We start from the raw sequence: 24,657 nt of genomic DNA, 5'->3' as shown, positions 1-24,657 counted from the left end.
ACTAGGAGGCATCATTATGACAAATGTTTACATCATACATGGTTATCAAGCGAATAGCCAAGATCATTGGTTTCCATGGTTAAAAAAGACTTTAGAAATTGAAGGACATAACGTAACAGTTTTAGATTTACCTCATACAGATAGACCAAATGGAGATGAATGGCTATCATATATGCAAGAACATATCAAAGATGTAGATAGAGATACCATTTTTATTTCTCATAGTTTAGGTGTCATTACAACATTGAAATTTATTAATGAGTTAGATGTACCAAGAGTAGGTAGCTTAGCTATGATTTCTGGTTTCAAAGGGGACTTACCTCAAAATGAGTTATTACCTGATGATGATGTATTAGACTCATTTTTTAAATGGGATTTGGATTATGAATTAATACATAATAAAGTGCTTCATATGTTTGGGGTAGCAGCTAAGGATGACTATGTCGTGCCAATTGATGCATCACGAAAACTTTGTGAAGTATTAGACTGTAAATTATATGAAGAAGAAACAGGAGGTCATTTCTGTAAAGAAGACGGATATGACACATTTATGTTCTTGAAAAAGAAAATCTTGAAAAATTTTGATTAAGATAATAGATATCACTTGAATTTTTAGGTTAACCTAAATATAATGTTTATAGACAGTAATAAAACTGTCGGTATGAATATGATATTTTCCTAATAATGTTTCGATTCCAAAGCGCTCAAGGTATGACTTATCTTCCGTCATTGTCCTTGGGCGTTTATTTGTTAGGTTTTTATTGTTTTAATTGGATAAAGGAGGATTCATTTTGAACGAATATATAGGACTGAAAATATGTAATTACATGAGTTACTACACAAAAGTAAAAATGAATGAGAATTTAAAAGGCAAGAATCCTGGAGAAACCAGAAATCTCACCTTAAGAAATAGTTTAATTTAAATGAACCACTTTTTACATTACTGCGTTGTGATTGTGATATGAACGAGGAAGTTCAATCATGATAACATGTTTTTTCTAGGTAGTCTTGAATCCTAGTATAATATATTTAAACAACATACAATATTACAATTTATTCTGTATATAATTTAGAAATAGATCTCATGATACGTGCTTTTTTATACCCGTGGATATCATGTAATTCTTTATATGCTTTAAAGAGTACTTCATAGCGTTCGACTTTTTCAGTATCTGGCTCAATTTCGTATAAAACGGGTTCTTTCATATTTTGTGTTGCTTCTTGAATCGTTTCATAAGCACCACCTACAACAGCTCCTAATACAGCAGAACCTATGGCTGGCGTATACTCACTATCGATGACTACTATTTTTTTATTTAAAACATTAGCATATATGTCCATCAATAATTTATTGCGTTTTGGAATACCACTACAAGCGAACACATCTTCAACATGTAAACCCCAATCTTCATATTGTTGCATAATCATTTTTGCCCCGAATGCTGTAGCTTCTAAATAAGCACGATAAATTTCCTCAGGTTTGGTATGTAATGTTAGACCAAATATGCTGCCACGTAAACTACTATCGCTTAATACACTTCGGTTACCATTGTGCCAATCTAAAGCAATCAAACCACTTTCACCTGGCTTTGCCATTGCAGCTTTTTCTTCAAATAAATGATGAATGGATATATTACGTGATTCCGCTTCATCTATATATGATTTAGGTGCTTGCTTGACAGCATATTCGAATAGATCTCCTACTGCAGACTGACCAGCTTCATATGCATATAGGTCAGGAATTATTGCACCTTTAACAGAACCAGAAATACCAGGAATTCTTTTTTGTTTTTTATTTAACATTAAATGACAAGTACTTGTACCCATAACCATAGTCATTTGTCTTTCTTTTTCTGCACCAATCCCTAATAAACTTGAATGTGCATCTATAATGAATGGACTAACTTGCGTGTTTGTTGACAATCCAAGCTTGCTAGCTATTTCACTAGACAAATGTCCAGCTGAATCTCCAATATTAATGATAGTTGTATCTACTTTATCTCGTATTACTTTTGATAAATTCTTATCTATTTCGTCAAATAAATCATAATGAAAGCCATTTTCCGCTTCCCAGAATGCTTTGAAGCCAATGCCACAATTTGATCGTATATTTTGGTTAGTTAATTTGTTAACAATCCAATCACCAGCTTCCATAATAGCAAATGTTTCATCCATTACTTCTGGTGCTTTATTCATAACTTCCATAATTTTTGGAATCATCCATTCACTACTTACGTTATAACCATAATTACCTAGCCATCTTTTTTTCTTTTTAATAGCGGTGTTAAAAAGTAAGTTTGCTTCTTCTTCTGCTCCATGATGTTTCCATAGTTTTACATAAGCGTGAGGATTTTCCTCAAATCCTATTTTATTGTGAATAGGGTTCATATCTTTATCAACAAAGATAACAGTTGAGGCAGTAAAATCTATACCGATTCCAAGTACGTCATTTGAATTAATTTCCGCTTCTTTTAAGACATGAGGGATACCTTCTTCTAAAACTTCTAAGTAATCATTCGCATTTTGTAATGAAAATCCATGTGGCAATTTCTCGCCAAAGAGTTCCTGATCAATTGTACCGTGTGTATAAGGCTTTATATATTGAGAAACTATCTTACCAGTTTTTGTTTGAACTAAAAAAACTCTTCCAGAACCTGTTCCATAATCAATTCCTATACTATACGTCATATTATACCTCCATTTGAATGGGATACCTTTATAATAAGTAAAAACAAACATAAAATCAACGCAAATGAGCAAAATAAGTTTGACAAACGCATAAATGAGCGTATATTATGTGTTTACAAGCTTAAATGAACAAAAAATAGGAGAGTGAACATAAATGAGCAAAAAAATAGAATCTAAGGCTTATCGATTGATAAAACCGGGACAATTTGAAGAAATGATGATAGAGCATGATTTTTCAGATAAAGATATTATTGTCAAACCCACAAAAGCTAGTGTGTGTCATGCTGATTTACGTTATTATACAGGAAATCGTCGACCAGAAGCTTTGAAGAAAAAACTACCTATGGCATTATTTCATGAAGGTATTGGAATAGTGGAGGCGTCAAATCATGAGGATATTAAAATAGGAGATAAAGTTGTTATCGTTCCTAACATTCCTTCACGCTTACAAAAAGGAGAATTTGCAAGTACAGATTTACAAGATAACTATGATGAAAATGCTTTGTTTATGGGAAGTGGATTTGATGGTATTTGCCAAAGCAAACTTGTTATTCATGGTGATAATGTTGTAAAAATTCCTAGTGATTTAGATGAAGATGTAGCACTTTTAGCGGAATTATGTTCAGTATCTTTATTTCCAATTAATCAGCTTCAGGACATTACAACTAAAAATTCACCAAAAGTTGCAGTATTTGGTGATGGCCCAGTAGGCTATTTATCAGCAACAGCACTACATTTTATACACGGTATTGAAAAAGAAAATTTAATTGTTTTTGGAGCTGTTGAAGAAAAATTAAAAGAATTTAATGATTTTGCCACAACACATTTAGTATTTGATTATGATTTTACCAATGAATCAGGTGTTCATACGGTATTTGAGTGTACAGGTGGAAAATTCTCAGAATCAGCGATTAACCAAGCAATTGATTTAATAGATCGACAAGGACAAATTGTGTTAATGGGTGTAACAGAGGATTTGGTAGGAATTAATACAAGAGATGTTCTTGAAAAAGGCCTTACTCTATCAGGAAGTTCACGAAGTACAAAGAAAGAATTTGAACAATTAATTTCTCATTTTGATAATCCAAACTATCAAAAAGCATTGCGTAAATTAATTCCTGAGACATATTATGATATTAGAGAAATCAAAGATTTAAATCGAGCAATGGATGATGCAGCCGCTCATAAAGGTTGGAAAAAAACTTACTTAAAATACAACTGGTAAAAGGAAAAAAGGGGGTTAATTATTATGAATACAAATCTAACTGTAATAGGTATGCCTAAGAAAATTATATGGGGTTATATAGGAATTCTTATTTTTATGATGGGGGACGGGTTAGAGATTGGATGGCTTAGTCCATGGTTACATAGTCATGGTTTTTCTATTAAAGAAACAAGTATGCTATTTGCAAGTTATGGTGTGACAATAGCAATATCAAGTTGGTTCAGTGGGGTACTTGCTGAATCACTTGGTGGCAAGAAAACAATGTCACTTGGATTATTGTTATACGTTTTAGGAACAATATTCTTTGTTGGATTTGCGATTCCATCAGAGAACCTCGCATTAATGATACCTGCATATGCATTAAGAGGGTTTGGTTATCCATTGTTTGCTTATTCATTTTTAGTTTGGATTTCATATAGAGCTGAGAAGAAACATTTAGGAGCTGCTGTTGGTTGGTTTTGGTTTGTATTTACAGGTGGTTTAAACGTTTTGGGTGCTTTATATTCTATCGTTGCTATTGAAGTACTAGGTCACATCAATACGCTTTGGAGTTCTCTATTTTGGGTGCTATTAGGTGGTCTGTTTGCATTATTTGTGAATAGAGATACGCTACCAGCGAATAAAGGTAACTCCAAAGAAAAAGTAGCTGAACTTTTAAAAGGTATTACAATTATGAAAGACGAGCCCAAAGTATTATTAGGTGGTATCGTACGAATCATTAATACAACAGCTCAATTTGCATTTCCAGTATTCTTACCTATTTACCTTGCTTCATTTGGTATTCCGACTTCAAAATGGTTAGGTGTCTGGTCTGGAATTTTTATATCAAATATCGCATTTAATCTTATTTTTGGTATCGTTGGAGATAAGTTTGGATGGAGAAATACAATTATGCTATTTGGCGGTGTAGGATGTGGTATAACAACACTATTAATCGGTTATATTCCTTTATGGACAGATGGGAATTTGGTTATCCTTACTGTAGTAGGTGTTTTATGGGGAGCATTTTTAGCAGCTTATGTCCCACTTTCAGCTCTCGTACCTTCGCTTGTTAAAAAAGATAAAGGGGCAGCACTTGCGGTATTGAATTTAGGTGCTGGTTTACCTGTGTTTGTTGGCCCTATGATTGTAAATTTATTTATCGATGTTGTTGAAGCTAGAGGTGTCATTTGGATATTAGCATTACTTTATTTCTTTAGTTCAATTTTGACATATTTCATCAAATTACCAAACAATGCCAAAACGTCTATGGACTAAAAACCTCTAACAAAAAGTTATATATTTGATATAATGTAATAAATTCACAAATTAGGGGTGCTAACAGTGTTGCCAGCTGAAAGAGAACAGAATATAGTCGATTATTTAAGGCAAAATAAAACAGCAACAGTTCACGAATTATCAACTATATTTGATGTGCATGATGCTACTATTAGAAGAGACCTTAAAAATCTAGAAAAATATAATCAAATCAAGCGAACACATGGTGGAGTCGTTCTTCAGCATGATGAAGTAAAAGATGAACTTAATTTTCATGAAAGAGAATCAACGCATTTCACTGAAAAAAGAAATATTGGTAAAAAAGCAGCAACATTCGTAAATGAAGGTGATACTATTATCATCGATTCAGGTTCAACCACGTTACAATTCGCTAAGCATTTAATCAATAAACAAAATCTAACGATTATAACGAATGATATTCATATTGCCTCAATCTTAAATTCTTCGCAAAACAAAATTATTGTTACAGGTGGAATTTTATATAAAGATAATTATATTTTAAATGGGCATATTACAGATCGCACATTGGCTGACCTAAATCCAACAAAATTGTTTCTTGCAACACCTGCACTACATTTTGAAAAAGGAATTACACATTATAGTGAAGAGCTTTCACCAGCTAAAAGGATAATGGTTGAACAATCTAAAGAAATTTTCCTTTTAGCTGATAGTTCAAAATTTGATAAGGTTTCATTACACAATATTTGTCCAATATCATCAATAGATGTATTAATCACGGATGATGTAAACAATGCATATAACGAAGAAAAATATAAAATTCAGGTTGGACAATTTATAAAAGTTTAAAAAATGATATTATGAGCAATCCCTCGCTAACATCACATATCAATGTGGTCTTGATGTTAGGGAGGGATTCTAGAATTCTATATTAGTTAAAAGGGAGTGGGACAGAAATCTTTATTACTATAAAAGATTTCGTCGTCCCACCCCGGCAAGGGTGACTAGGAGTGAAAAAAGTTTTTAAAAACGTATTTTCACTTCAGACACCTACTGCCACTAAACTTATATCTATATTCAAAAGGAAGGAACCTAGCACTATGTCTCAGCCCCGAGTAGATGTTATGTCTATTAGAATTTTGAAAGTATTATCGTTAGTTGAGTTAAATTACGTTAATGTAATTTTCAAGTAGTTGAATATATATGATAAAACAAAGTAACATTTTAGACTTTAGTAAATAAATACTGATATTTTATAGTCTAATTAGATACAATAATTCAATAAATACTGTAAAGGTGTTTTATTCCACAAAATTCTTGTGATAGGGGAGTTGACCTTTTAATAAATTAAATATATACTGACTAAGTCGTTAAGTTGTTAAACAATCTTTGTTTGTACTTAGCGAGATAAAAAATATAAAAATTGTATTGACATCTTGTTAGATAAGTGATAATATAATTAAGTAATTGCTTTTAAATAATATTGTCGCGGGATGGAGCAGTTCGGTAGCTCGTCGGGCTCATAACCCGAAGGTCGGTGGTTCAAATCCGCCTCCCGCAATATTTTTGAGTGGTCCCGTAGTGGAGCGGTTTAACACGCCTGCCTGTCACGCAGGAGATCGCGGGTTCGATTCCCGTCGGGACCGCCATTATTATGGTTCAGTAGCTCAGTCGGTAGAGCAAAGGACTGAAAATCCTTGTGTCGGCGGTTCGATTCCGTCCTGAACCACTTCTTATTACGGCGGTTGTGGCGAAGTGGTTAACGCATCGGATTGTGGTTCCGACATTCGTGGGTTCGATTCCCATCAACCGCCCATATCGTTGTAATGCGGGTGTAGTTTAATGGCAAAACCTCAGCCTTCCAAGCTGATGTTGTGGGTTCGATTCCCATCACCCGCTCCATTTTAATTATTCCACAGTAGCTCAGTGGTAGAGCTATCGGCTGTTAACCGATCGGTCGTAGGTTCGAGTCCTACCTGTGGAGCCATGGCCCCTTGGTCAAGCGGTTAAGACACCGCCCTTTCACGGCGGTAACACGGGTTCGAGTCCCGTAGGGGTCATATAATCAGAAGTGAAATATCGCTTCTGATTTTTTGTGTTATTATGGAAGATTGTCCGAGTTGGCCGAAGGAGCACGCCTGGAAAGTGTGTAGGCGCCACAAGCGTCTCGGGGGTTCGAATCCCCCATCTTCCGGTATATATAGCTTGAAACCATTGATTTAATGGGATTTCTGAAAAGCAAGTGTTAAAAAAAGTGTCGAGAAAATAATTCTATGACACATTGACCTTGCTCTTTTTTTGTTATTCTGTACGATTTATTAATTGGGGCATTGATAACTCCTATTTAATTTTAATTTGCGTAAATATTTAAATACGACACTTTTAAAAATTAAAATAAGCAGGACTACGAACATGTCGAAAAACAGACAAAATATATACTAAAAATTTATAGTTTATAATAAGTTTATTTGATAAAATGCTTTTAAAATAAATGTCTAGCGACAAGTAGAGGAGATTTTATCATGAAAGATAAATTAACATTTATCCAGGTTATCTGTGCTGCGATAATTGGTGGAGTCATTTCTGGAATTGTGAAACTAGGATGGGAGGTTATGTTACCGCCAAGAACACCGGAACGAAATGCAACGAATCCACCACAAGAATTATTACAGAAATTTGGTTTTAGTCATGATTTTACACATATGACATATCAATTTTCAGAGCAGTCAATGCCATGGGTAAGTTTTATTATACATTTTAGCTTTTCAGTAGCTGTGGCACTTATCTATATTTTACTTGTTAAACGCTATGCAAAAGTTGCGATGGGTTACGGTTCAGTATTTGGTATCGTTGTATGGATTGGGTTCCATTTAATACTTATGCCGTTAATGCATGTGGTGCCAAGTATGTTTGATCAACCATTCCTTGAACATGTTTCGGAATTCTTCGGTCATATTGTATGGATGATGGTGATTGAATTAGTAAGAAGATATTATATTTATCAAAATGCATATAAACAAATTAAGCAATAAATTTAAAAAAATCCCGTCTAAAATTAGGTGGGATTTAACTTTTATGCTATTTATTATTCGTATGATGTATTTTCATCCATTTCGTCTTCATAGTCATCTGCATTTTGATTCCATTCAAATTGATCATCTATCCATTGTTCATCTGCTGCTTGCTCCTCGGTGGTGCTTTCAAAATCATCATCTATATAATCGACGTCTTCTGGAGGATAATCATAGATAGATTTTTCTTCTCCACTTTCAACTTTTAGTGAACTTTCATAGGCTGCCCAAGCTGGACCCTCTAACACATTACCTTGTGGAATCACGCCATTCGCAACGGCACTATTGTATGCTTTGATTTTATCAAATTCACTATAATTTCCATAAATAACTGATTCTAATGTTGTTCTGTCTTTAATATTTGAAACATCAATAGTCGTTGTATTCTGATTAGAAGCAGTTGCTTGATTATTACTTTCAACTTTTTGTACATCTTCAGTATTTGTCGATGTTTTTTCTGGTTTCTTACTTGCATGTTGTGTAGATTTTGATTTTTCGTGTTCATTGTTAGAAGATTGGTTTTCTTGCTGATCATGATTACAAGCACTAAGAATTAAAAGTGTTGCTAGTGCAAGACTTCCTATTCGTTTCATATGATTCACCCCAAAATTTATTTTGAAAAACAAATAATATTTTATCAATTTAATTATATCATCAGGAGATCTAGTAATTTATTAAAATATTAAGATATTATGATTTTTTAGAGCCTGTCTATGCGAGTCTTTGTATAACTTATTTGCAACAATATAGGAGATAATTGATATAAATGTTTTAAAATAACAATAGATATAAAGTTACAGAATTCTTGTGGTTTTTACTATGTATGGCACTTTTGTAATATATCGATATAAATAGTTTGAGTAAGATAATCATGAATCATGCATTCGCTTTCAATTGTGTCTATAATAAGGAAGGAACATTATTTTTGGAGGAAGATTCATGGAACATTGGCTTGTACAACGTGCATATCAAACACCAAATGCAATAGCTGTTGAAACTGCGCGAGAGCAACTGACATTTAAGTCATTATTGAATTTAGCAATGCAGTATGGAAGTGGTCTCGCAGCCTTGCAAGAAAAAAGAATTGGGCTACTTGTTGATAATTCAATAGAAGCAATTGCATTGATTCACGGTGCTTGGTTGTACCAAATTGAAATTGCGATGATTAATAATCGTTTAACGGATGAAGAAGTGATTAAACAGATGCAGTCTATTAAAGTTAAAACGATTGTAGTGAGTGATAATTATCAATCGCGTTACATGGATAGCCAATTCCCTCAGTATTTTAATTGCTACGTTGCTTCAAATATATTAGTAAAAGAAGGGACGCGAAGTTTAGCACCTTTTGATGTGAAATCTATTGCATCCATCATGTTTACGTCTGGTACAACAGGAACACAAAAAGCAGTACCTCAAAGATTTTCAAATCACCAATCAAGTGCTGAAAGATGTTTGTCAGATCTGGGCTTTGATAGTGAAACGCGTTGGCTAACAGTATTGCCAATTTATCATATTTCTGGATTAAGTATTGTGATACGTAGTGTTCTGTATGGTTTCACAGTTTATTTAATGTCGAAGTTTGATGAACAACAGGTGTTGGATGCTGTAAAACATAAAAATATAACACATATGTCATTGGTACCATTAACTTTAAAACGGTTAATGGATAATGGGCTGACAGAGCCTTACCAACTTGAAAAGATTTTGTTAGGCGGCGCGAAGTTAGAGCGTGATTTTGTCTCATTAGCTTTATCATATCAACTGCCAATATATAATTCGTTTGGCATGACAGAGACATGTTCACAATTTTTAACAGCAAGTCCAGATATGCTCGCAATAAATCCGGAGGCTGTCGGACGTTTTGATGGTGAACTTAAAATTGTACAGCCTAATTCAGAGGGCCATGGCGAACTATGTGTGCGTGCAGATAATGTAATGGATGGTTATCTTTATCCTGAAGGCTTGCAAAATACATTTGATGAGGAAGGCTATTTCAAAACGGGTGATATCGCTAGTGTGGATTCGAATGGATACGTTGTAATCCATGATAGACGAAAAGATTTAATCATTAGTGGTGGTGAAAATATCTATCCGAATGAAATAGAGCGTGTTGCTAAGATGCATGCTGAAGTATCAGATGCAATGTGCGTAGGTATTAGAGATGATTATTGGGGGCAACGCCCAATTCTATATTTGGTGGGAGATATACAAATTGAAAAGATGTATGCATTTTTATCACAACATCTTGCAAAGTATAAGTTGCCAAAAGAAATAAAATATGTTCAATCATTGCCTTATACAAGTACAGGCAAATTAAAAAGACAGTTATTGAATGGAGAATAACGATGAAATTATCGGAGTTACATTTTTATGATTATGCACCAGCTTTTAAACATAAAATTCAAACACCGAAAACAACAATGATTGTACGAAAGACGCTACTAATCGGTGTCGTAGATGAGACTGGGAAAGAATGGTATGGGGAATGCAATGCGTTTGATACTGATTGGTATCATTTTGAGACAATTGATTCAGTCAAAAAAAACCTAACAGATTGGTTTGAGAGAATAAAAGACCAGGAAATACGTGATTTTAATGAAGCACAGAAAATAGCAGACATGTTAAATGATACACCGGCTGCACGGGCAACTATCATGATGGTGTTATACCAAATGTTTCATGATTTGCCTTCATTTGATGTACCAATGACAGTAACGGTTAATGGGGATATGCAAAAGCGTCTCTTGCGTTTGGATCATGTGGCACGTATCAAAATTAAGTGGAATCGACATATCGTAGAACAGGTGAAAATGTTAACGGTCATGTATCCGGAGATTCCAATTAGCACGGATGCCAATCAAACATTATGTGAGGAAGATTTGCCATTATTAGAACAATTGTCATCATATCGTTTAGCATATATTGAAGAACCTTTTCCATATTTAATTGATGGACAAGGAATACAGAATATGCCAGCTATTGCGATCGATGAACATGCAACAGATGAAAATGAAATTTTAAATGCTGTTAATCAGTTTGATGTGCAGGTAGTCGTGATCAAACCATTTAGAGTAGGTGGTATTGATCGTGCTTTATCGTTAATTGAGATGCTACACAAACAAGGTGTAACAGTGGTTGTAGGTGGTATGTATGAATTGGGGCTTAGCCGTTACTTTACGGCTTTGGTAAGTCAATACGGTGACTATGCTGGAGATATATCGCCGACAGGTTATTATTTTGAAGAGGATATTGTTGAAAAGTCAGGAAGTTTAAACAACGGGCGATTGCATTTTGAACCACCTGTTGTTAAACAATCTATGTTAAAGCGTTATTTATGATCATGTTTGTCTTTCTTTAATGGTACGGGATCAAACCCACCTTTATGAAAAGGATGACATCGTAAAATACGATTGATGGCCAACCAACTTCCTTTAAGTGCACCGTGTACTTGAATGGCTTCTACAGCATAATTCGAACATGTTGGATAAAAGCGACATGACGGCGGTGTAAGAGGTGAAATAAATCGCTGATAGAAACGAATACATTTAATAAATAAAGTTTTCATGCAATGGCCTCCATATGAATGATTAGAGATATTGTAACATAGAATGAAGGGAGATTGGATTGTGGAGTTTATAGATGCGACAAATCAACGTGTGACATTAAAATTTTGTGCACAACATGACGTGGCTGATGGGGATCATGTACTAGCGTTACCGATTTATAATCGGCAATTGTTAATGACGGACCATCAAGTTCGAGGCATAGAGTTTCCGGGTGGTAAGTGTGAAGCAGGGGAAACGAGTGAAGATGCACTACAGCGAGAATTATATGAAGAAACAGGGGCAACCATTGAAACATTTTATTACATCGCACAATATACGGTTCATGCACAACCAACTTCATTCAAAAAAGATGTCTATGTAGTGATTGTGAAGGACATTGAGAAAAAATCAAATTACTTAGAGACGAATGGTCCAATCACTGTATCTCATATTGATGAAATTCCTGACAATAAAAAAAGTACTTTATTATCTGATGAGGCGATATTAGTTTGTGTAGAAAGGATGGTGTCACTTGGATTTTATCAGTTATAAACGTATGCCAGCAGATATTGGTTCTCATCGTGTTGAAGAGGTCCAATATGAAGCGGATGGTGTGCTTGTTCGTGGTTTGTTAGTCACACCAGTGGAACCAATAAACCGTATCGTTGTATACCTTCGTGGTGGAAAGGGACAAGTAGGTCGTGTCCGATTGGGTAGAATGTTACAGTTTACCAATGAGTCTACACTTGTATTTGCGCCTTATTATCGTGGGAATAACGGCAGTCATGGACGTGATGCGTTTGCAGGTGATGATCTACAAGATGTGATTGCTGGTGTGGCTATTCTTAAAGAAATGTATCCAGATACCCCAGTTCATCTAATTGGTTTCTCACGTGGGGGTATTCAAGGCTTGTTAACGTTTCAAGCTGTCAATGCGACGAGTTACATTATTTGGGGTGGTGTTTCTGATATACGTCTTATGTATGAAGAACGTGTTGATTTGAGAGGCATGTTACGTCGGATGGTAGGTCATCCTAAAAAGCATCCAGAAGCCTATCAACAACGCGATGCACTGAGTATCATTGACCACACTGCGCCACCGATTCTCATTGTACATGGGGGTTTGGATGAACAAGTAGGGATTCACCAAGCTTATCACTTAGCTAATCATTTAGAAGAAAAAAGGGCACGCTATGAGACATATTATCAAATGTTGGAAGGGCATGTACCAAGACCGGATGCATTAGCTGAGGTTTTAGAACACATTCAAAATTGGATGAATAAAGTTGAAGGAAAAGATTAAAAAAAAGAGAGACAATCGCATTGTCTCTCTTTTTTGGATGTTATTAGCCTTTGAAACCACCAGTTTGTTGTAATTGTTGTGTTTCTTCGCCAAATTTTTTGAAGTTTTCACGGAAACGTTCAATTAAGTCAGTTGCTTGTTTGTCATAGGCATCTTTATCATGCCACGCATTTTTAGGTTGTAAGATTGTTGTTGGTACGCCTTCGATTTCAGTTGGAATGCTCAAACCAAAAATCTCATCTTCTTCAAATGTACTATTTTTCAGTGAACCATTGATGGCACTGTTAACCATTTTACGTGTATATTTCAATTCGATACGGTTACCTTTACCATATACGCCACCAGTCCAACCAGTGTTCACTAAGTATACGTCTACTTCATGTTTATCGATTAAGTCACCAAGTAAGTCTGCATAAACTTTCGCATTTAATGGAAGGAAAGGTGCGCCGAAACATGTAGAGAATGATGGTTGTGGCTCAGTAATGCCACGTTCAGTTCCTGCAAGTTTAGATGTGAAACCACTTAAGAAGTGATACATCGCTTGATCTTTGCTTAACTTAGAAATCGGTGGTAATACACCGAAAGCATCGGCAGTTAAGAAAATAATTGTGTTTGGATGTGATGCTTTTGATGGTACAACAATATTATCAATATGTTCGATAGGATATGCTGCACGTGTATTTTCTGTATATTTATTATCATCAAAGTCAATGTAACCATGTTCATCAACAACCAAGTTTTCTAGTACTGTACCATAACGGATGGCATCAAAAATTTGTGGTTCTTTTTCAGCTGATAAGTTGATTGCTTTCGCATAGCAACCACCTTCAATATTAAATACACCATTTTCGTTCCAACCGTGTTCGTCATCACCGATTAACTTACGATCAGGGTCAGCTGATAATGTTGTTTTACCAGTACCAGATAAACCGAAGAATAAAGCAACATCGCCTTTGCGGCCTACGTTTGCAGAACAGTGCATACTCATGATGTCACGTTTTGGTAATAGGTAGTTCATGACAGAGAAGATAGATTTTTTCATTTCTCCAGCGTATTCAGTACCACCAATTAAGACTGTTTTATGTTTGAATGATACGATAACGAATGTTTCTGAACGTGTGCCATCTTTTTCAGGATCAGCTTTAAATGTTGGTGCAGAGATAATAGTGAAGTCTGCTTTTATTTTTTCTGCTTCGCTTTTTGAGTTCGGACGAATAAACATGTTTTGTGCGAACAGGTTGTGCCATGCAAATTCGTTCACGACAGTTAACTTAAGTTGGGAATCTTTATCGCTACCAGCATAGCCATTAAATACGAATACTTCATCTTTTGCATCTAAGTATTCTAAAACTTGATGGTAAAGATTTAAAAATTTATCTTCTGAAATGGCTTGGTTTACAGTACCCCAGTCGATGTCATCGATGACTTGTGGATTATTGACGATGTACTTGTCTTTTGGAGAACGCCCCGTATATTCTCCAGTTTTTGCGTTAATCGCCCCAAGTTCTGTCAATTCTGCCTCATTGCGACTTAAAATCTTATTATAAAGTTCAGTTTTTGTAAGTTGCAGATGAGAAGTAGGTTTGTCAATTAATGCATTCAATGCACTTGTATCAAATGACATGATGAATCCCTCCAATAGTTTGTTCTTTAATGTAAGCCTTTACAATTAAAAAGTATAACATATTTAGCACATAATCCCCACAAAAAATCCAAAAAAATGTCATATGTTTTTGAGTAATTTTATAGTGGATTTTTATTTGTATTTAGCGAGAATTATCGCTTTTTGACGGCGCTTTCATTATAATTGTAATTCTATATTCAAATAGATTTATGAAATTGACATGCGCACAAAACTTATGTAATATAAAAGCAACGGATTCTCTTATCCTGAGTGGTGGAGGGACATGGACCCAATGAAACCCAGCAACCTCTTTTTAACGAAGAAAGGTGCCAAACCGTTTGCAGGTGATGAACCTGAACGATAAGAGCGAATGGACGTTGAGCCTTCACTCTATGTATGTGCTGTAGTGGTGAAAGGCTCTTTTTATTTGAGCTCAGATAAAGAGAGTGTTCGTAATCTATTTTTAAAGGAGCATATTATGACAAATAATAAACGATTATTTACTTCAGAATCAGTAACTGAAGGTCATCCGGATAAGATTGCTGACCAAATTTCAGATGCAATACTTGATGAGATTTTAAAAGGAGATTCCCACGCACGTGTTGCTTGTGAAACAACAGTAACAACTGGGATGGCACTGATTGCAGGTGAGATATCTACGTCGACATATGTTGATATCCCTAAAGTAGTACGAGAAACAGTTAAGGAGATTGGATATACACGTGCCAAGTATGGTTATGATTATAAAACAATGTCCGTTTTAACTGCGATAGACGAACAGTCTCCAGATATTGCACAAGGTGTAGATCGTGCATTGGAATATCGAAATGCTTCTAATGATGAAGTGTTAAATATTGGTGCAGGTGACCAAGGACTAATGTTTGGTTACGCGACAAATGAAACAGATTCATTTATGCCACTACCAATTGACTTATCACATAAATTAGCAAAACGTCTCACTGATGTTAGAAAAGATGGAACATTGGATTACTTACGTCCAGACGGTAAAGTTCAAGTGACGGTTGAATACGATGAAAATGATCAACCCAAACGTATTGATACGATTGTTATTTCTTCACAACACCATGAAGAAGTTGAACTTGAACAAATTCAACGTGACATTAAGGAACATGTAATTTATCCAATCGTACCTGAAGCATTATTAGATGATAAAACAAAATTCTTCATTAATCCTACTGGCCGATTTGTGATTGGTGGACCACAAGGTGATGCAGGATTAACTGGAAGAAAAATAATTGTTGATACGTACGGTGGTTATGCACGTCACGGTGGAGGTGCATTCTCTGGTAAGGATCCTACAAAAGTAGACCGTTCTGCAGCGTATGCTGCACGTTATGTTGCCAAAAATATTGTTGCAGCAGGATTTGCTGAAAAATGCGAGGTACAGTTAGCGTATGCAATTGGTGTCGCACAACCAGTTTCTATCGCCATTGACACATTTGGAACAGGAACAGTCCCAGAAGAAGCGTTAATTCAAGCAGTAAGTGAACACTTTGATTTGAGACCAGCGGGTATTATTCAAATGCTAGACTTACAACGTCCTATCTATAAACAGACTGCTGCATATGGACATTTTGGTCGTACAGATGTTGAGTTACCATGGGAGAACACGGATAAAGTGGGTGTATTAAAAGAAGCTGTTCATGCACAAACAGCTAAATAAATCACTTATGATTGATGTATATTTAAAGATACAGATTAATGGTGTTCAAAGGTAAGGGTTTCGGTAGAACTGAAACGATCTCTATGAAAATAATATAGTAATTTTGCGAGCAGTTTGGTTCTGCTAAAATCTTTAGTGTTTTTACCGCAATCAACGTATAAATGTAAATAAAAGAAAGGATTTTAAATATGACACAGTTTGGCCCGATGGAAATAGGCTTATTTGTTGCTGTAGGTATTGCAATCATATGTTTTATTTTATTCTTGATTGCGCTTAATCGAAAAAAGAAAGCACAGGAAAGATATGAAACACAATACAAAGAAAAAGAAGAACAGTTAACAAAGTCACATGAAGAAGAGTTAGAAAAAATTCGTATTGAAAAGAAAAAAGCAGAAACGCAACATAAAGAAGATTACCAAACAATGGTTTCTTCTAAAAACAGAGAAATCGATGCGTTGAAGTTATTTTCAAACAATAGTAGTGAATATGTTACAGATATGCGTTTATTAGGTATTCGTGAACGTTTAGTCAAAGAGAAACGTATTCGACCAGAAGATATGCACATCATGGCCAACATTTTTATGCCAACTGATGATTTGAATGATATTACACGTATTAGTCATTTAGTCCTTACACGTACGGGATTGTATATCATCGATTCTCAATTGTTAAAAGGGCATGTCTATCAAGGTGTGACGCGCAATCAGTTTGAAGAAAACCCAATGATGGCACAAGTTTTCAAAACACTGCAATTAGACGAAACGACATCTCAAACGATTGTATTGGATGAAAGTGATGATCAAGCACATCAACTTTCTATCGTTGATTATTCTAAGCATATTGAACGCCTTGAAGCGGTGGCGGCTAAGTTACAACATCAACTTAATGATAAATATACACCAACACCGATTTTATACTTCAACCCAAAACATGATGGTGATGTGACATTATCAAGTTATGCACCACAAAGTAAAACAAAGGTACTTGTTGGACCTGAACAACTGAATGAATTCTTTAACAAATATGTATTCCATGGTCGTATTCAATATGATGTGAATGATTTGCAAGCAATTATGGATGAAATTGAATCTTATAATTAATCAAAAAACCTGTATGCCAATTTTAAGGCATGCAGGTTTTTTATAATATTTGTGTTCCAATATAGCAGCTAATAAAACAACCGAAAAATTGTAAGAGGCTATAACAGCCAAATTGTATCCATTGACGCTTTTTGAGTTGCTGAACAAGATCAAGTTGGAAAGTAGAAAATGTTGTGAATCCTCCTAAAATACCAGTAATAAATAAACTGTATAACGGCATTGTGGTGATGAACACACCACCTAGAAATCCAATAAGACAACTTCCTAACAAATTAATTAAACTTGTTGCGACAGGGAATGGTGTTTTCACATAATGGTTAATTATATCAGTTAGCATGGCACGCAAGGTAGCACCCATACCACCACCTAGCAGTATTAGAAGTATTGTCATGATGCTGCCACTCCTAAACGATATCCCCAAAAGCAACTTATCAGGCCACCGATATAACTCAACAATCCATAGAAAATGAGTATTACCCATGATTGTGTATCAAATAGTTGTATCAATTCATATTGGAAAGTTGAAAATGTTGTCAGCGCCCCGATGAAACCAGTTGTTAGTCCTTTTTTTATGTGCGGATGCGTTGTGAGAAGTCGCAATGTTGTTGCAGTGAAAAAGCCCATTAAAAAGGCGCCTAATAAATTAGCTACAAATGTACCGATTGGAAGTGAGTACATTTGTGGCAAAAAAGATAAAGTATATCTCAACAAGGCCCCAAAACTACCACCGATAAATATCATAAAATATTTCAAGAATCTCTGCCTCATTCCTTATTAAATAATGCCAAATGTATGGATTGCAGCAATTAAATGAATCAATAGTACAATAAGAAGCAGCCATGGAAGAAATTTTGCTGCACGATGAATCCAACTTCTCTTTTCAGGTAAATGTTTAATGGATTTATCAGCAAAGCGAATGGCGAAGATAAGAATCAGTGCATTAATGACACTGCTCACAATAATAATTTTAATAATTGAGTCAAAATGATGATTTAAAATAGGATTCTGAGCATTAAAATAAAAGCTTGCTAATATTAATAATATGGTTAAGTAGAAATATTTTTTCGATTTAGACATGTGACTGCCTCCTTTATGATCGCTTGTAATAATAGCATATTTATGAACTAAGAATAAAGGTTTAGCGTATTTTTATTATTTAATTAAAGCTTAAAAATAGCTTTTAATGAGGTAAAATGTTATAACTAAAATAAATAAAATGTATCAATCATTAGGAGGCAAATTTATGACTGAATTAAAAGTACAAGTATTTGCTGATGGTGCAGACATCGAACAGATGAAACAAGCATATCAGAATAAAGAAGTAGACGGATTCACAACGAACCCGAGTTTAATGGCTAAAGCAGGGGTTAAAGATTATACTGCCTTCGCACAAGATGTTGTCAAAGCAATTCCAGATGCTTCAATTTCATTCGAAGTTTTCGGTGACGATATGGAAACAATGGAAAAAGAAGCTAAAGTGATTCAGCAATTTGGTGAAAATATTTTTGTTAAAATTCCAATTGTTAACACAAAAGGTGAATCGATGTTACCATTGATTGAAAAGTTATCAGCACAAGGTGTTAAATTAAATGTCACTGCAGTTTATACAATCGAACAAGTACAAGCGATTACAGATGCAGTTACAGAGGGTGTTGAAACATATGTCTCTGTATTCGCAGGACGTATTGCAGATACAGGTGTTGATCCTCTACCACTTATGAAAGAGTCAGTTCGCATCACGCACAGCAAAAAAGGCGTGCAATTATTATGGGCAAGCTGCCGTGAGTTATTTAATGTCATTCAAGCAGACGAAATCGGTGCAGACATTATTACTTGTCCAGCTGATGTCGTGAAAAAAGTTTCGAATATCGGTCGTGATATTGAATCATTATCTGTTGATACGGTTAAAGGATTTGCGAAAGATATTCAAGCGTCTGGTTTAAGTATTTTATAAATTGAAATGGGAACGACGTGTACCTATGAAATATCAAATTGGTACTTGTCGCTCCCGTTTTTTTATGTGATGATTGACTTTAAAGAATAGAGACAAGGAGTAAGAAATGGAACATAAGATATATAAATATAAAGTGGAAAAGCAATTATGGTACTTGAATCGCAAAGAGAAATCAAAACTTGCTGAATTACTGAGTGAAGAACATATTGCTGATATTCAAAACAAATTTAAAACACCTGGGAGATTTGCGAGTTTTTATTTAAAAGAACATGTCTTTAAGGATAAAGTTGTCGATTCTAGTCATTTATTCATGACCTTATTAGGACTGTTTATTACAAACATCCTTTTACTAGGTGTTTTAATTACAGGTATGTTGCTAAGTTTAAATGCGGCAAATTACTTTATTAATCCACAAGTATCACTTTCAACATTGACAGTTATTGCTGCATTATTAGGTGGTGTATTATTAATGGTAGGTGCCATAGTCATGATGAAGGTAGCAAATGCATTCTTTACGAAGCGTTTAGTTGAATATAAATATAATAAGGTAAACTAAATATCTGATAGTTGTGAGAGGATTTGAGCAGCTTTCCATTGTTTTAAACATACAGCTATTGGATAAGGAACGGTAATGCGATGGTTGTGTTTAAATACAATGATTGTTTCAGATTGTTGTGAAGTCATGCCTACTACACGGGGCATATTGATGATATATTGGATGGGCGCACGATGTGATTGTAAAGGACATAAAATAAGGCGTGGGGAAATGTATATTGGCGTGAGATGATGTGTCCCTAGATGTTGATGTATGAGTTCTTTTTGAGTGTAACCGTGCTTATTGTGAGATTTTAAAATGTGTTTTATTAGTTTAGAAAGTGTTATAGACGTATGTGTTTGATGCGTTAAAAAATATAAATCTAGATTTTGATTTGAATGTTGTGATGTTTTAATATAAAGCAATGATTCAAAAGCCATATTTGAATATGAATGCACAGTGTATCCTCCTAGTATTCGGTAAAGTAAGATTGTCGTAAAGCTTTGAGGGTCGCTTTTTTATAGTTTTTAATAGATGAGGTTGAACGATTTAACCGTGCTGCTATTTCTACTTGAGTATAGCCACGTAAGTAAAGTAAAAGCCAGTGACGATGTGTATAAGGGAGTTTTAATGCCCATTGCTGAATGGAAAATAATAAGTCGTTATCATGTGTTTTTTGAAGTGGTATGTCTGCGGTATCTAATGATTCTATTTGAGGAGAACGATTGGATTGTCGTAAGAGGTCAATCAGATAATATCTGAGGCGATAAGTGATATAAGAATGAAATTTTGTATCTCGTGAGGCGTCAAAAGAGACATGTAGTTCCCATAATTTTATCAGTAAAAGTTGATAAAATTCATCATAATGATAGCGAATATGAAAAGAATGTAGCAAGTAGTGAATATACTTGTGATAGCGTTCGAAAGTGTCATTAAAGTTCATAAAGTGAGTCTCCTTCCATCTTTTTGACCGGTCACAGTATTTCTATCATAAGTTCAAGATTGTTGCATATGTTGATATATGGTATTTTATGTTTTAAACATTGATTATTACCAATAAATAAGCGTAAAATGGTAAGAAATGATGCATTTCAAATGAATTTGTTATTTTTAATATATCAATTGATGGGGGAATCGTAATGGATTACGAACATTTCAACTTAGTACACTTTTTTGCACGCAACGAAGATTTAGATAAGATTCGTGATAATGCAGATTTTATTATGATCAATAACATTCAACGAGAAATGATGTACCGTGATGGGGATGTAGAAGGTACTGTTGATTTGACAAAGTATTATTATAAAAGCCGTTCACAAGCGATGAGTTATATTCTAATGGATTATCAACGACCATTGTAATTTACAAAAAACCGTTATCCTATAGAACAGTGTATGCATAAAGTTACATAGATATTACTGTTCTTTTATTTATCTGTAACATCACTTAAATAGAATTGTGAAAAATATAAGATAATGGTAAAATTTGAGTTCGAGTGTGAAATCATTATAAGTACATTCTGAAGAGGTGTGTCGATGAAGCAACATAACAAAAGTTCAATCATTGTGATTGTGGGGCTTTTGGTTATCACTGTTTTAGCAGCTTATACTTTTTTCAATATGATAAAGGATCAGATTTTCTTTGAATCAGTTGACCAAGTCGAATCAGTGGAAACATTAAATGTAACATTAGAAGAAGCCGCAAAAAAACAGATTAATAATTACACAAGTCAACAAGTATCAAATAAAGATAATACAAACTGGCGTGATGCGTCAGATGCTGAGATAAAAGATGCAATGGATAGTTCAGTATTTATGGATGATGAGCGTCAAAAATATCAATTCCTAGATTTATCAAAATATCAAGGGATTGATAAAAACAGAATAAAACGTATGCTTTATGAACATCCAACATTATTAAATCATACAGATGACTTTATTAAAGCCGCGAAAAAGCAACATGTGAATGAGATTTATCTCATTTCACATGCACTTTTAGAAACAGGTTCTGTTGTATCAGAATTATCTAATGGTGTTGAAATTGATGGTAAAAAGTACTACAACTTTTATGGTGTGGGTGCTTTAGATGAAGACCCAATTAAGACAGGTGCAGAGTACGCCAAGAAACAAGGTTGGGATACACCTGAAAAGGCTATTGATGGTGGTGCGAAGTTTATTCATGACCATTACTTATCGCATGAAGATCAAAATACATTATATAGTATGAGATGGAATCCTAAAGATCCTGGGGAACATCAATATGCCACAGATATCAATTGGGCAAAAAGTAATGCAACGATTATCGCTGATTTCTATAAAGATTTAAAAACAGAAGGTAAATATTTTAACTGGTATGTTTATAAAGGCGATACGAAACATCAAGATGGAAAAAATTATTAACATAAACAAAGCACAATAGAGCGACTAACGCTTTATTGTGCTTTGTTTTTACGTCCGAGTGTGAAAAAAAGAATGACTGTTGAAATTGCAACTTTCATTAAAAATTTAAACATGAAAACACCTCGCAGTTTAGATTTTTAAGTTTAAATTTGTTTGAATCATATAGAGGTTAAAGTTTTATAGATGTCCTTTTAATCATTATAACATGACAACAAATATGATCATATTGAAGGAATAAATTTAAAAGGTTATGTACAATTTTGTTTGAATTAGGGTATAAATGAATGAAATGAAATTTTGAAGGTGATGAAATATGAAAGTAGCAATTATTGGGATGGGCACGGCAGGTGTCAGTGTTTTGAGACAACTTGTCAAAAACGAAAAATTTGAGCAATTGGAAATTGACATCTTTGATAATACAAAAAATATGGGACAAGGGGAACCGTTCCAAAATGATAGCGATGATTTACTGATTAATGTACCAGCAGATATGTTGTCACTCAATATAGATAACATAAAAGAATTTCATGAGTGGTATGATACGCAGAAGGATTTTGACTATGATGATGCAGAATATTTACCACGTTTTGTATTTGGTCATTATATGAAGAGTTACTTAGATAAATATATCAATCATTATAATAATATTCGTGTGATTCCTCATGAAGTGACAAAAATCGGTATTGTTGAGCAATCGAGACATATTCATGCTAAAAAGATCATTGTCAGTGCAGGACAAAAAGATAAGTTTACAGCTACATATGATTATGTTTTTCTTACAATTGGAACGCTATCATATCATGATCCATATCAGTTAAAAGGATTACCACGTTATATCCATGAACCCTATCCAGCCAACCACACATTAGATGAAGTATCAGAACACGATAAAGTTGCTGTGATTGGAACAGGTCTTGCCAGTTTAGATGTCATTCGATATGTGTTAAATCATCATAATCAATCGCTAACACTAGCAAGTAGAGGTGGAAAGTTACCAAGCGTTCGGGGAGAAATGGTGCCTATTACATTACAATTTTTAACTAAATCAGCATTTGATGAAATAAAATCAGAAAATATGGGTGTCGTTCCCTTACAAAAGGCCATCGAACTCGTTCATCAGGAATGTGAATTATTAGATATTCCACTCTCATCTTTACTGGATCGCAGAACAGGGGATGTTGTAGAAGACTTAAGTTATGATTTGTCTCACGCCGAATCATTAGGCCGCTTACAAAGCTTTTTGATGACGCTGAAAGACAATATGAACTGGATTTGGAATAGTTTCACCTATGAGGATCAGATGTTATTTCTAGATCGATATCATCACTACTTCAAAGAAAATATGAATCCCATGCCGAGAGATACAGCGCAGTTTATTATAGAAGCAATAGAGAATAAAAAGCTTAAAATTTATTCGGGTTTAGAAAAAGTAGAAAATATAGACGGAAGATATCAATTAGCATTTGAAGATAAACAGCATAATACAGTTGTAGATGTTGTCATCAATGCGACAGGGCCGAAAACAAAACTGGATCAATTGGATGCGTCAGATGGATTGTTACTTGATATGGCAGATAAGCATATTGTGCAAGCACATCCAACAGGAGGGATTCAAATTGTGCCAGAAACAAATGAAGTAATTAGCCCAAGATATGGAACTTTATCAAATCTACGTGCATTTGGACAAATGACAAATGGTGTTAATTTTGAACGTAATGGGGTTACAATGATTGTACAACAAGTAGTCAATAGCGTGAAACAGCTTTATTCAGAATTAGAACAATGCCAAGAAACGGTATAAACGTTTATGGCTATTATAGTGAATAAATGTCAGTATTTAAGGAGCAGAATATTCAATAGAATCCCAAATATTCTTTTTTCAACTTTGTGGTGTCGCTGTTCAAGGCGCAAGATTTTCGACAGAACACCACAATTTATTAAAAAAAATGGCTTGTGTTCCGCTTAAGCCCAAAGCGCACCACTTACAACCTCATGATATCAGTATTTGACAAATAGCATTCTCGTCAGAATGTTGCAATGAGACAAAATCAAAAAACGATTTTACTTCATTGCTTCGATACTGCTCAAATTCTAAACGCTTTTCTTACTACCTCTATATTATAAAATTTAGTTGCAAATCGATTGTCAAGATTCTTAAAATGCGTTAAGCTATATTCGAACAGTGGCCATGTTGAATACATTTCACGCTTTGTTTGATACATATCGTAAGTGTAAGAAAACATTGATTTTAATAACCACTGTGTCGTATCTTGAATCTCAAACAATTTCATAA

Annotated in this window: 25 protein-coding genes, 8 tRNA genes and 1 riboswitch; of the genes, 24 read left to right on the top strand and 9 right to left on the bottom strand. The window is 34.5% G+C overall.

What is annotated here, in order from left to right; translation table 11 throughout:
* The first annotated feature begins 16 nt into the window (after window positions 1-16).
* Window positions 17-589 (top strand): RBBP9/YdeN family alpha/beta hydrolase, encoded by a 573-nt coding sequence (locus MUA88_RS07115; protein WP_262605304.1) that lies wholly within the window; start codon window positions 17-19, stop codon window positions 587-589.
* A 464-nt stretch (window positions 590-1,053) separates the two neighbouring features.
* On the opposite strand, the gene MUA88_RS07110 is transcribed toward MUA88_RS07115, so the two are convergent.
* Complete coding sequence (locus MUA88_RS07110) at window positions 1,054-2,688, bottom strand: ribulokinase (RefSeq protein ID WP_262605303.1); 1,635 nt, start codon at window positions 2,686-2,688, stop codon at window positions 1,054-1,056.
* Window positions 2,689-2,842: 154 nt separating this feature from the next.
* On the opposite strand from MUA88_RS07110, the gene MUA88_RS07105 reads away from it, so the two are divergent.
* From MUA88_RS07105 to MUA88_RS07050, 12 genes are all read left to right on the top strand, one after another.
* On the top strand, window positions 2,843-3,913 hold the full coding sequence (locus tag MUA88_RS07105; protein WP_262603481.1) for an alcohol dehydrogenase catalytic domain-containing protein: 1,071 nt from the start codon (window positions 2,843-2,845) through the stop codon (window positions 3,911-3,913).
* 24 nt (window positions 3,914-3,937) lie between these two features.
* Window positions 3,938-5,170 (top strand): MFS transporter, encoded by a 1,233-nt coding sequence (locus MUA88_RS07100; protein ID WP_262603480.1) that lies wholly within the window; start codon window positions 3,938-3,940, stop codon window positions 5,168-5,170.
* A 66-nt stretch (window positions 5,171-5,236) separates the two neighbouring features.
* Window positions 5,237-5,998 (top strand): DeoR/GlpR family DNA-binding transcription regulator, encoded by a 762-nt coding sequence (locus MUA88_RS07095; RefSeq protein ID WP_262603479.1) that lies wholly within the window; start codon window positions 5,237-5,239, stop codon window positions 5,996-5,998.
* Between the two features lie 638 nt (window positions 5,999-6,636).
* Window positions 6,637-6,710 (top strand) — tRNA-Met (locus MUA88_RS07090).
* An 11-nt stretch (window positions 6,711-6,721) separates the two neighbouring features.
* Window positions 6,722-6,798 (top strand) — tRNA-Asp (locus MUA88_RS07085).
* A gap of 7 nt (window positions 6,799-6,805) precedes the next feature.
* Window positions 6,806-6,878, top strand: a tRNA-Phe gene (locus tag MUA88_RS07080).
* 12 nt (window positions 6,879-6,890) lie between these two features.
* Window positions 6,891-6,963: transfer RNA gene (locus MUA88_RS07075), tRNA-His, on the top strand.
* Between the two features lie 14 nt (window positions 6,964-6,977).
* Window positions 6,978-7,051: transfer RNA gene (locus MUA88_RS07070), tRNA-Gly, on the top strand.
* 10 nt (window positions 7,052-7,061) lie between these two features.
* Window positions 7,062-7,136, top strand: a tRNA-Asn gene (locus MUA88_RS07065).
* Between the two features lies 1 nt (window position 7,137).
* Window positions 7,138-7,209: transfer RNA gene (locus MUA88_RS07060), tRNA-Glu, on the top strand.
* 45 nt (window positions 7,210-7,254) lie between these two features.
* A tRNA-Ser gene (locus MUA88_RS07055) sits at window positions 7,255-7,343 on the top strand.
* Window positions 7,344-7,671: 328 nt separating this feature from the next.
* Window positions 7,672-8,181: a YagU family protein gene (locus MUA88_RS07050; RefSeq protein WP_262605302.1), complete on the top strand. Its 510-nt coding sequence runs from the start codon at window positions 7,672-7,674 to the stop codon at window positions 8,179-8,181.
* A 53-nt stretch (window positions 8,182-8,234) separates the two neighbouring features.
* Here the strand turns inward: MUA88_RS07050 and MUA88_RS07045 are convergent, their stop codons facing one another.
* Window positions 8,235-8,813, bottom strand: coding sequence for a hypothetical protein (locus tag MUA88_RS07045; protein WP_262605301.1), 579 nt, complete (start codon window positions 8,811-8,813; stop codon window positions 8,235-8,237).
* Window positions 8,814-9,159: 346 nt separating this feature from the next.
* Here MUA88_RS07045 and menE point away from each other — a divergent pair, with 346 nt between their 5' ends.
* Entirely contained in the window at window positions 9,160-10,563 is a 1,404-nt protein-coding gene (gene menE / locus MUA88_RS07040; protein ID WP_262605300.1) for an o-succinylbenzoate--CoA ligase, read from the top strand.
* A 2-nt stretch (window positions 10,564-10,565) separates the two neighbouring features.
* Window positions 10,566-11,558, top strand: a complete 993-nt coding sequence (gene menC, locus MUA88_RS07035) for an o-succinylbenzoate synthase (RefSeq protein ID WP_262605299.1) — start codon at window positions 10,566-10,568, stop codon at window positions 11,556-11,558.
* Here the strand turns inward: menC and yidD are convergent.
* Complete coding sequence (gene yidD, locus MUA88_RS07030) at window positions 11,549-11,785, bottom strand: membrane protein insertion efficiency factor YidD (protein WP_262603474.1); 237 nt, start codon at window positions 11,783-11,785, stop codon at window positions 11,549-11,551. The two genes, menC and yidD, sit on opposite strands and share 10 nt — an antisense overlap.
* Before the next feature lie 61 nt (window positions 11,786-11,846).
* On the opposite strand from yidD, the gene ytkD reads away from it, so the two are divergent.
* Together ytkD and MUA88_RS07020 are read left to right on the top strand one after the other, a co-directional pair.
* The gene (ytkD, locus tag MUA88_RS07025) at window positions 11,847-12,317 is read left to right on the top strand and encodes an RNA deprotection pyrophosphohydrolase (RefSeq protein WP_262605298.1); all 471 of its coding nucleotides are present in this window, start codon (window positions 11,847-11,849) and stop codon (window positions 12,315-12,317) included.
* Window positions 12,298-13,068: an alpha/beta hydrolase family protein gene (locus MUA88_RS07020; RefSeq protein WP_262603473.1), complete on the top strand. Its 771-nt coding sequence runs from the start codon at window positions 12,298-12,300 to the stop codon at window positions 13,066-13,068. Before ytkD ends, MUA88_RS07020 begins: the two co-directional genes overlap by 20 nt.
* Window positions 13,069-13,111: 43 nt before the next feature.
* Here MUA88_RS07020 and pckA read toward each other — a convergent pair whose 3' ends face one another.
* Window positions 13,112-14,692: a phosphoenolpyruvate carboxykinase (ATP) gene (gene pckA, locus MUA88_RS07015; RefSeq protein ID WP_262603472.1), complete on the bottom strand. Its 1,581-nt coding sequence runs from the start codon at window positions 14,690-14,692 to the stop codon at window positions 13,112-13,114.
* Between the two features lie 258 nt (window positions 14,693-14,950).
* Window positions 14,951-15,059: riboswitch (SAM riboswitch) on the top strand.
* 111 nt (window positions 15,060-15,170) lie between these two features.
* Here pckA and metK point away from each other — a divergent pair.
* Both metK and MUA88_RS07005 read left to right on the top strand, forming a co-directional pair.
* Window positions 15,171-16,376 carry a methionine adenosyltransferase gene (gene metK / locus MUA88_RS07010; protein ID WP_262603471.1) on the top strand — a complete coding sequence of 402 codons (1,206 nt, stop codon included), beginning with the start codon at window positions 15,171-15,173 and terminating at the stop codon, window positions 16,374-16,376.
* A gap of 188 nt (window positions 16,377-16,564) precedes the next feature.
* Window positions 16,565-17,476 (top strand): nuclease-related domain-containing protein, encoded by a 912-nt coding sequence (locus MUA88_RS07005; protein WP_262605297.1) that lies wholly within the window; start codon window positions 16,565-16,567, stop codon window positions 17,474-17,476.
* A 40-nt stretch (window positions 17,477-17,516) separates the two neighbouring features.
* On the opposite strand, the gene MUA88_RS07000 is transcribed toward MUA88_RS07005, so the two are convergent.
* Genes MUA88_RS07000 through MUA88_RS06990 form a run of 3 tightly spaced genes read right to left on the bottom strand, consistent with a single transcriptional unit; the run spans window position 17,517 to window position 18,553 of the window.
* The gene (locus tag MUA88_RS07000; protein WP_262603469.1) at window positions 17,517-17,867 is read right to left on the bottom strand and encodes a fluoride efflux transporter FluC; all 351 of its coding nucleotides are present in this window, start codon (window positions 17,865-17,867) and stop codon (window positions 17,517-17,519) included.
* Complete coding sequence (gene crcB, locus MUA88_RS06995; protein ID WP_262603468.1) at window positions 17,864-18,229, bottom strand: fluoride efflux transporter CrcB; 366 nt, start codon at window positions 18,227-18,229, stop codon at window positions 17,864-17,866. The genes MUA88_RS07000 and crcB overlap by 4 nt, the downstream gene beginning before the upstream one ends.
* 21 nt (window positions 18,230-18,250) lie before the next feature.
* Window positions 18,251-18,553, bottom strand: coding sequence for a hypothetical protein (locus MUA88_RS06990; protein WP_262603467.1), 303 nt, complete (start codon window positions 18,551-18,553; stop codon window positions 18,251-18,253).
* 166 nt (window positions 18,554-18,719) lie between these two features.
* On the opposite strand from MUA88_RS06990, the gene MUA88_RS06985 reads away from it, so the two are divergent.
* The gene (locus tag MUA88_RS06985; RefSeq protein WP_262605296.1) at window positions 18,720-19,430 is read left to right on the top strand and encodes a transaldolase; all 711 of its coding nucleotides are present in this window, start codon (window positions 18,720-18,722) and stop codon (window positions 19,428-19,430) included.
* Window positions 19,431-19,536: 106 nt separating this feature from the next.
* The gene (locus MUA88_RS06980; protein ID WP_262603465.1) at window positions 19,537-19,986 is read left to right on the top strand and encodes a hypothetical protein; all 450 of its coding nucleotides are present in this window, start codon (window positions 19,537-19,539) and stop codon (window positions 19,984-19,986) included.
* On the opposite strand, the gene MUA88_RS06975 is transcribed toward MUA88_RS06980, so the two are convergent.
* Together MUA88_RS06975 and MUA88_RS06970 are read right to left on the bottom strand one after the other, a co-directional pair.
* Window positions 19,983-20,132, bottom strand: coding sequence for a hypothetical protein (locus MUA88_RS06975; RefSeq protein WP_262605295.1), 150 nt, complete (start codon window positions 20,130-20,132; stop codon window positions 19,983-19,985). The two genes, MUA88_RS06980 and MUA88_RS06975, sit on opposite strands and share 4 nt — an antisense overlap.
* 302 nt (window positions 20,133-20,434) lie before the next feature.
* On the bottom strand, window positions 20,435-20,908 hold the full coding sequence (locus MUA88_RS06970) for a sigma-70 family RNA polymerase sigma factor (protein ID WP_262603463.1): 474 nt from the start codon (window positions 20,906-20,908) through the stop codon (window positions 20,435-20,437).
* 196 nt (window positions 20,909-21,104) lie between these two features.
* On the opposite strand from MUA88_RS06970, the gene MUA88_RS06965 reads away from it, so the two are divergent.
* From MUA88_RS06965 to MUA88_RS06955, 3 genes are all read left to right on the top strand, one after another.
* Entirely contained in the window at window positions 21,105-21,326 is a 222-nt protein-coding gene (locus MUA88_RS06965; protein ID WP_262603462.1) for a hypothetical protein, read from the top strand.
* A gap of 174 nt (window positions 21,327-21,500) precedes the next feature.
* A complete protein-coding gene (gene sagB, locus MUA88_RS06960) occupies window positions 21,501-22,364 on the top strand; it encodes a peptidoglycan release complex glucosaminidase SagB (RefSeq protein WP_262605294.1) in 864 nt (287 codons plus the stop codon).
* Window positions 22,365-22,677: 313 nt separating this feature from the next.
* Entirely contained in the window at window positions 22,678-24,165 is a 1,488-nt protein-coding gene (locus MUA88_RS06955) for an FAD/NAD(P)-binding protein (protein WP_262603460.1), read from the top strand.
* Window positions 24,166-24,657: the final 492 nt, after the last annotated feature.

The sequence above is a fragment of the Staphylococcus sp. IVB6240 genome (assembly GCF_025558425.1).
Classification (GTDB): domain Bacteria; phylum Bacillota; class Bacilli; order Staphylococcales; family Staphylococcaceae; genus Staphylococcus.
Note: the sequence above shows the minus strand (reverse complement) of the source record. Positions and strands in the feature narration are given on the sequence as shown.

Bases quoted from the DNA above. Each gene is read 5' to 3' on its own strand.
- MUA88_RS07115 (WP_262605304.1), top strand. From the start codon at position 17: ATGACAAATGTTTACATCATACATGGTTATCAAGCGAATAGCCAAGAT.
- MUA88_RS07110 (WP_262605303.1), bottom strand. From the start codon at position 2,688: ATGACGTATAGTATAGGAATTGATTATGGAACAGGTTCTGGAAGAGTT.
- MUA88_RS07105 (WP_262603481.1), top strand. From the start codon at position 2,843: ATGAGCAAAAAAATAGAATCTAAGGCTTATCGATTGATAAAACCGGGA.
- MUA88_RS07100 (WP_262603480.1), top strand. From the start codon at position 3,938: ATGAATACAAATCTAACTGTAATAGGTATGCCTAAGAAAATTATATGG.
- MUA88_RS07050 (WP_262605302.1), top strand. From the start codon at position 7,672: ATGAAAGATAAATTAACATTTATCCAGGTTATCTGTGCTGCGATAATT.
- MUA88_RS07045 (WP_262605301.1), bottom strand. From the start codon at position 8,813: ATGAAACGAATAGGAAGTCTTGCACTAGCAACACTTTTAATTCTTAGT.
- menE (WP_262605300.1), top strand. From the start codon at position 9,160: ATGGAACATTGGCTTGTACAACGTGCATATCAAACACCAAATGCAATA.
- menC (WP_262605299.1), top strand. From the start codon at position 10,566: ATGAAATTATCGGAGTTACATTTTTATGATTATGCACCAGCTTTTAAA.
- yidD (WP_262603474.1), bottom strand. From the start codon at position 11,785: ATGAAAACTTTATTTATTAAATGTATTCGTTTCTATCAGCGATTTATT.
- pckA (WP_262603472.1), bottom strand. From the start codon at position 14,692: ATGTCATTTGATACAAGTGCATTGAATGCATTAATTGACAAACCTACT.
- metK (WP_262603471.1), top strand. From the start codon at position 15,171: ATGACAAATAATAAACGATTATTTACTTCAGAATCAGTAACTGAAGGT.
- MUA88_RS07005 (WP_262605297.1), top strand. From the start codon at position 16,565: ATGACACAGTTTGGCCCGATGGAAATAGGCTTATTTGTTGCTGTAGGT.
- MUA88_RS07000 (WP_262603469.1), bottom strand. From the start codon at position 17,867: ATGACAATACTTCTAATACTGCTAGGTGGTGGTATGGGTGCTACCTTG.
- MUA88_RS06990 (WP_262603467.1), bottom strand. From the start codon at position 18,553: ATGTCTAAATCGAAAAAATATTTCTACTTAACCATATTATTAATATTA.
- MUA88_RS06985 (WP_262605296.1), top strand. From the start codon at position 18,720: ATGACTGAATTAAAAGTACAAGTATTTGCTGATGGTGCAGACATCGAA.
- MUA88_RS06980 (WP_262603465.1), top strand. From the start codon at position 19,537: ATGGAACATAAGATATATAAATATAAAGTGGAAAAGCAATTATGGTAC.
- MUA88_RS06975 (WP_262605295.1), bottom strand. From the start codon at position 20,132: ATGCCCCGTGTAGTAGGCATGACTTCACAACAATCTGAAACAATCATT.
- MUA88_RS06970 (WP_262603463.1), bottom strand. From the start codon at position 20,908: ATGAACTTTAATGACACTTTCGAACGCTATCACAAGTATATTCACTAC.
- MUA88_RS06965 (WP_262603462.1), top strand. From the start codon at position 21,105: ATGGATTACGAACATTTCAACTTAGTACACTTTTTTGCACGCAACGAA.
- sagB (WP_262605294.1), top strand. From the start codon at position 21,501: ATGAAGCAACATAACAAAAGTTCAATCATTGTGATTGTGGGGCTTTTG.
- MUA88_RS06955 (WP_262603460.1), top strand. From the start codon at position 22,678: ATGAAAGTAGCAATTATTGGGATGGGCACGGCAGGTGTCAGTGTTTTG.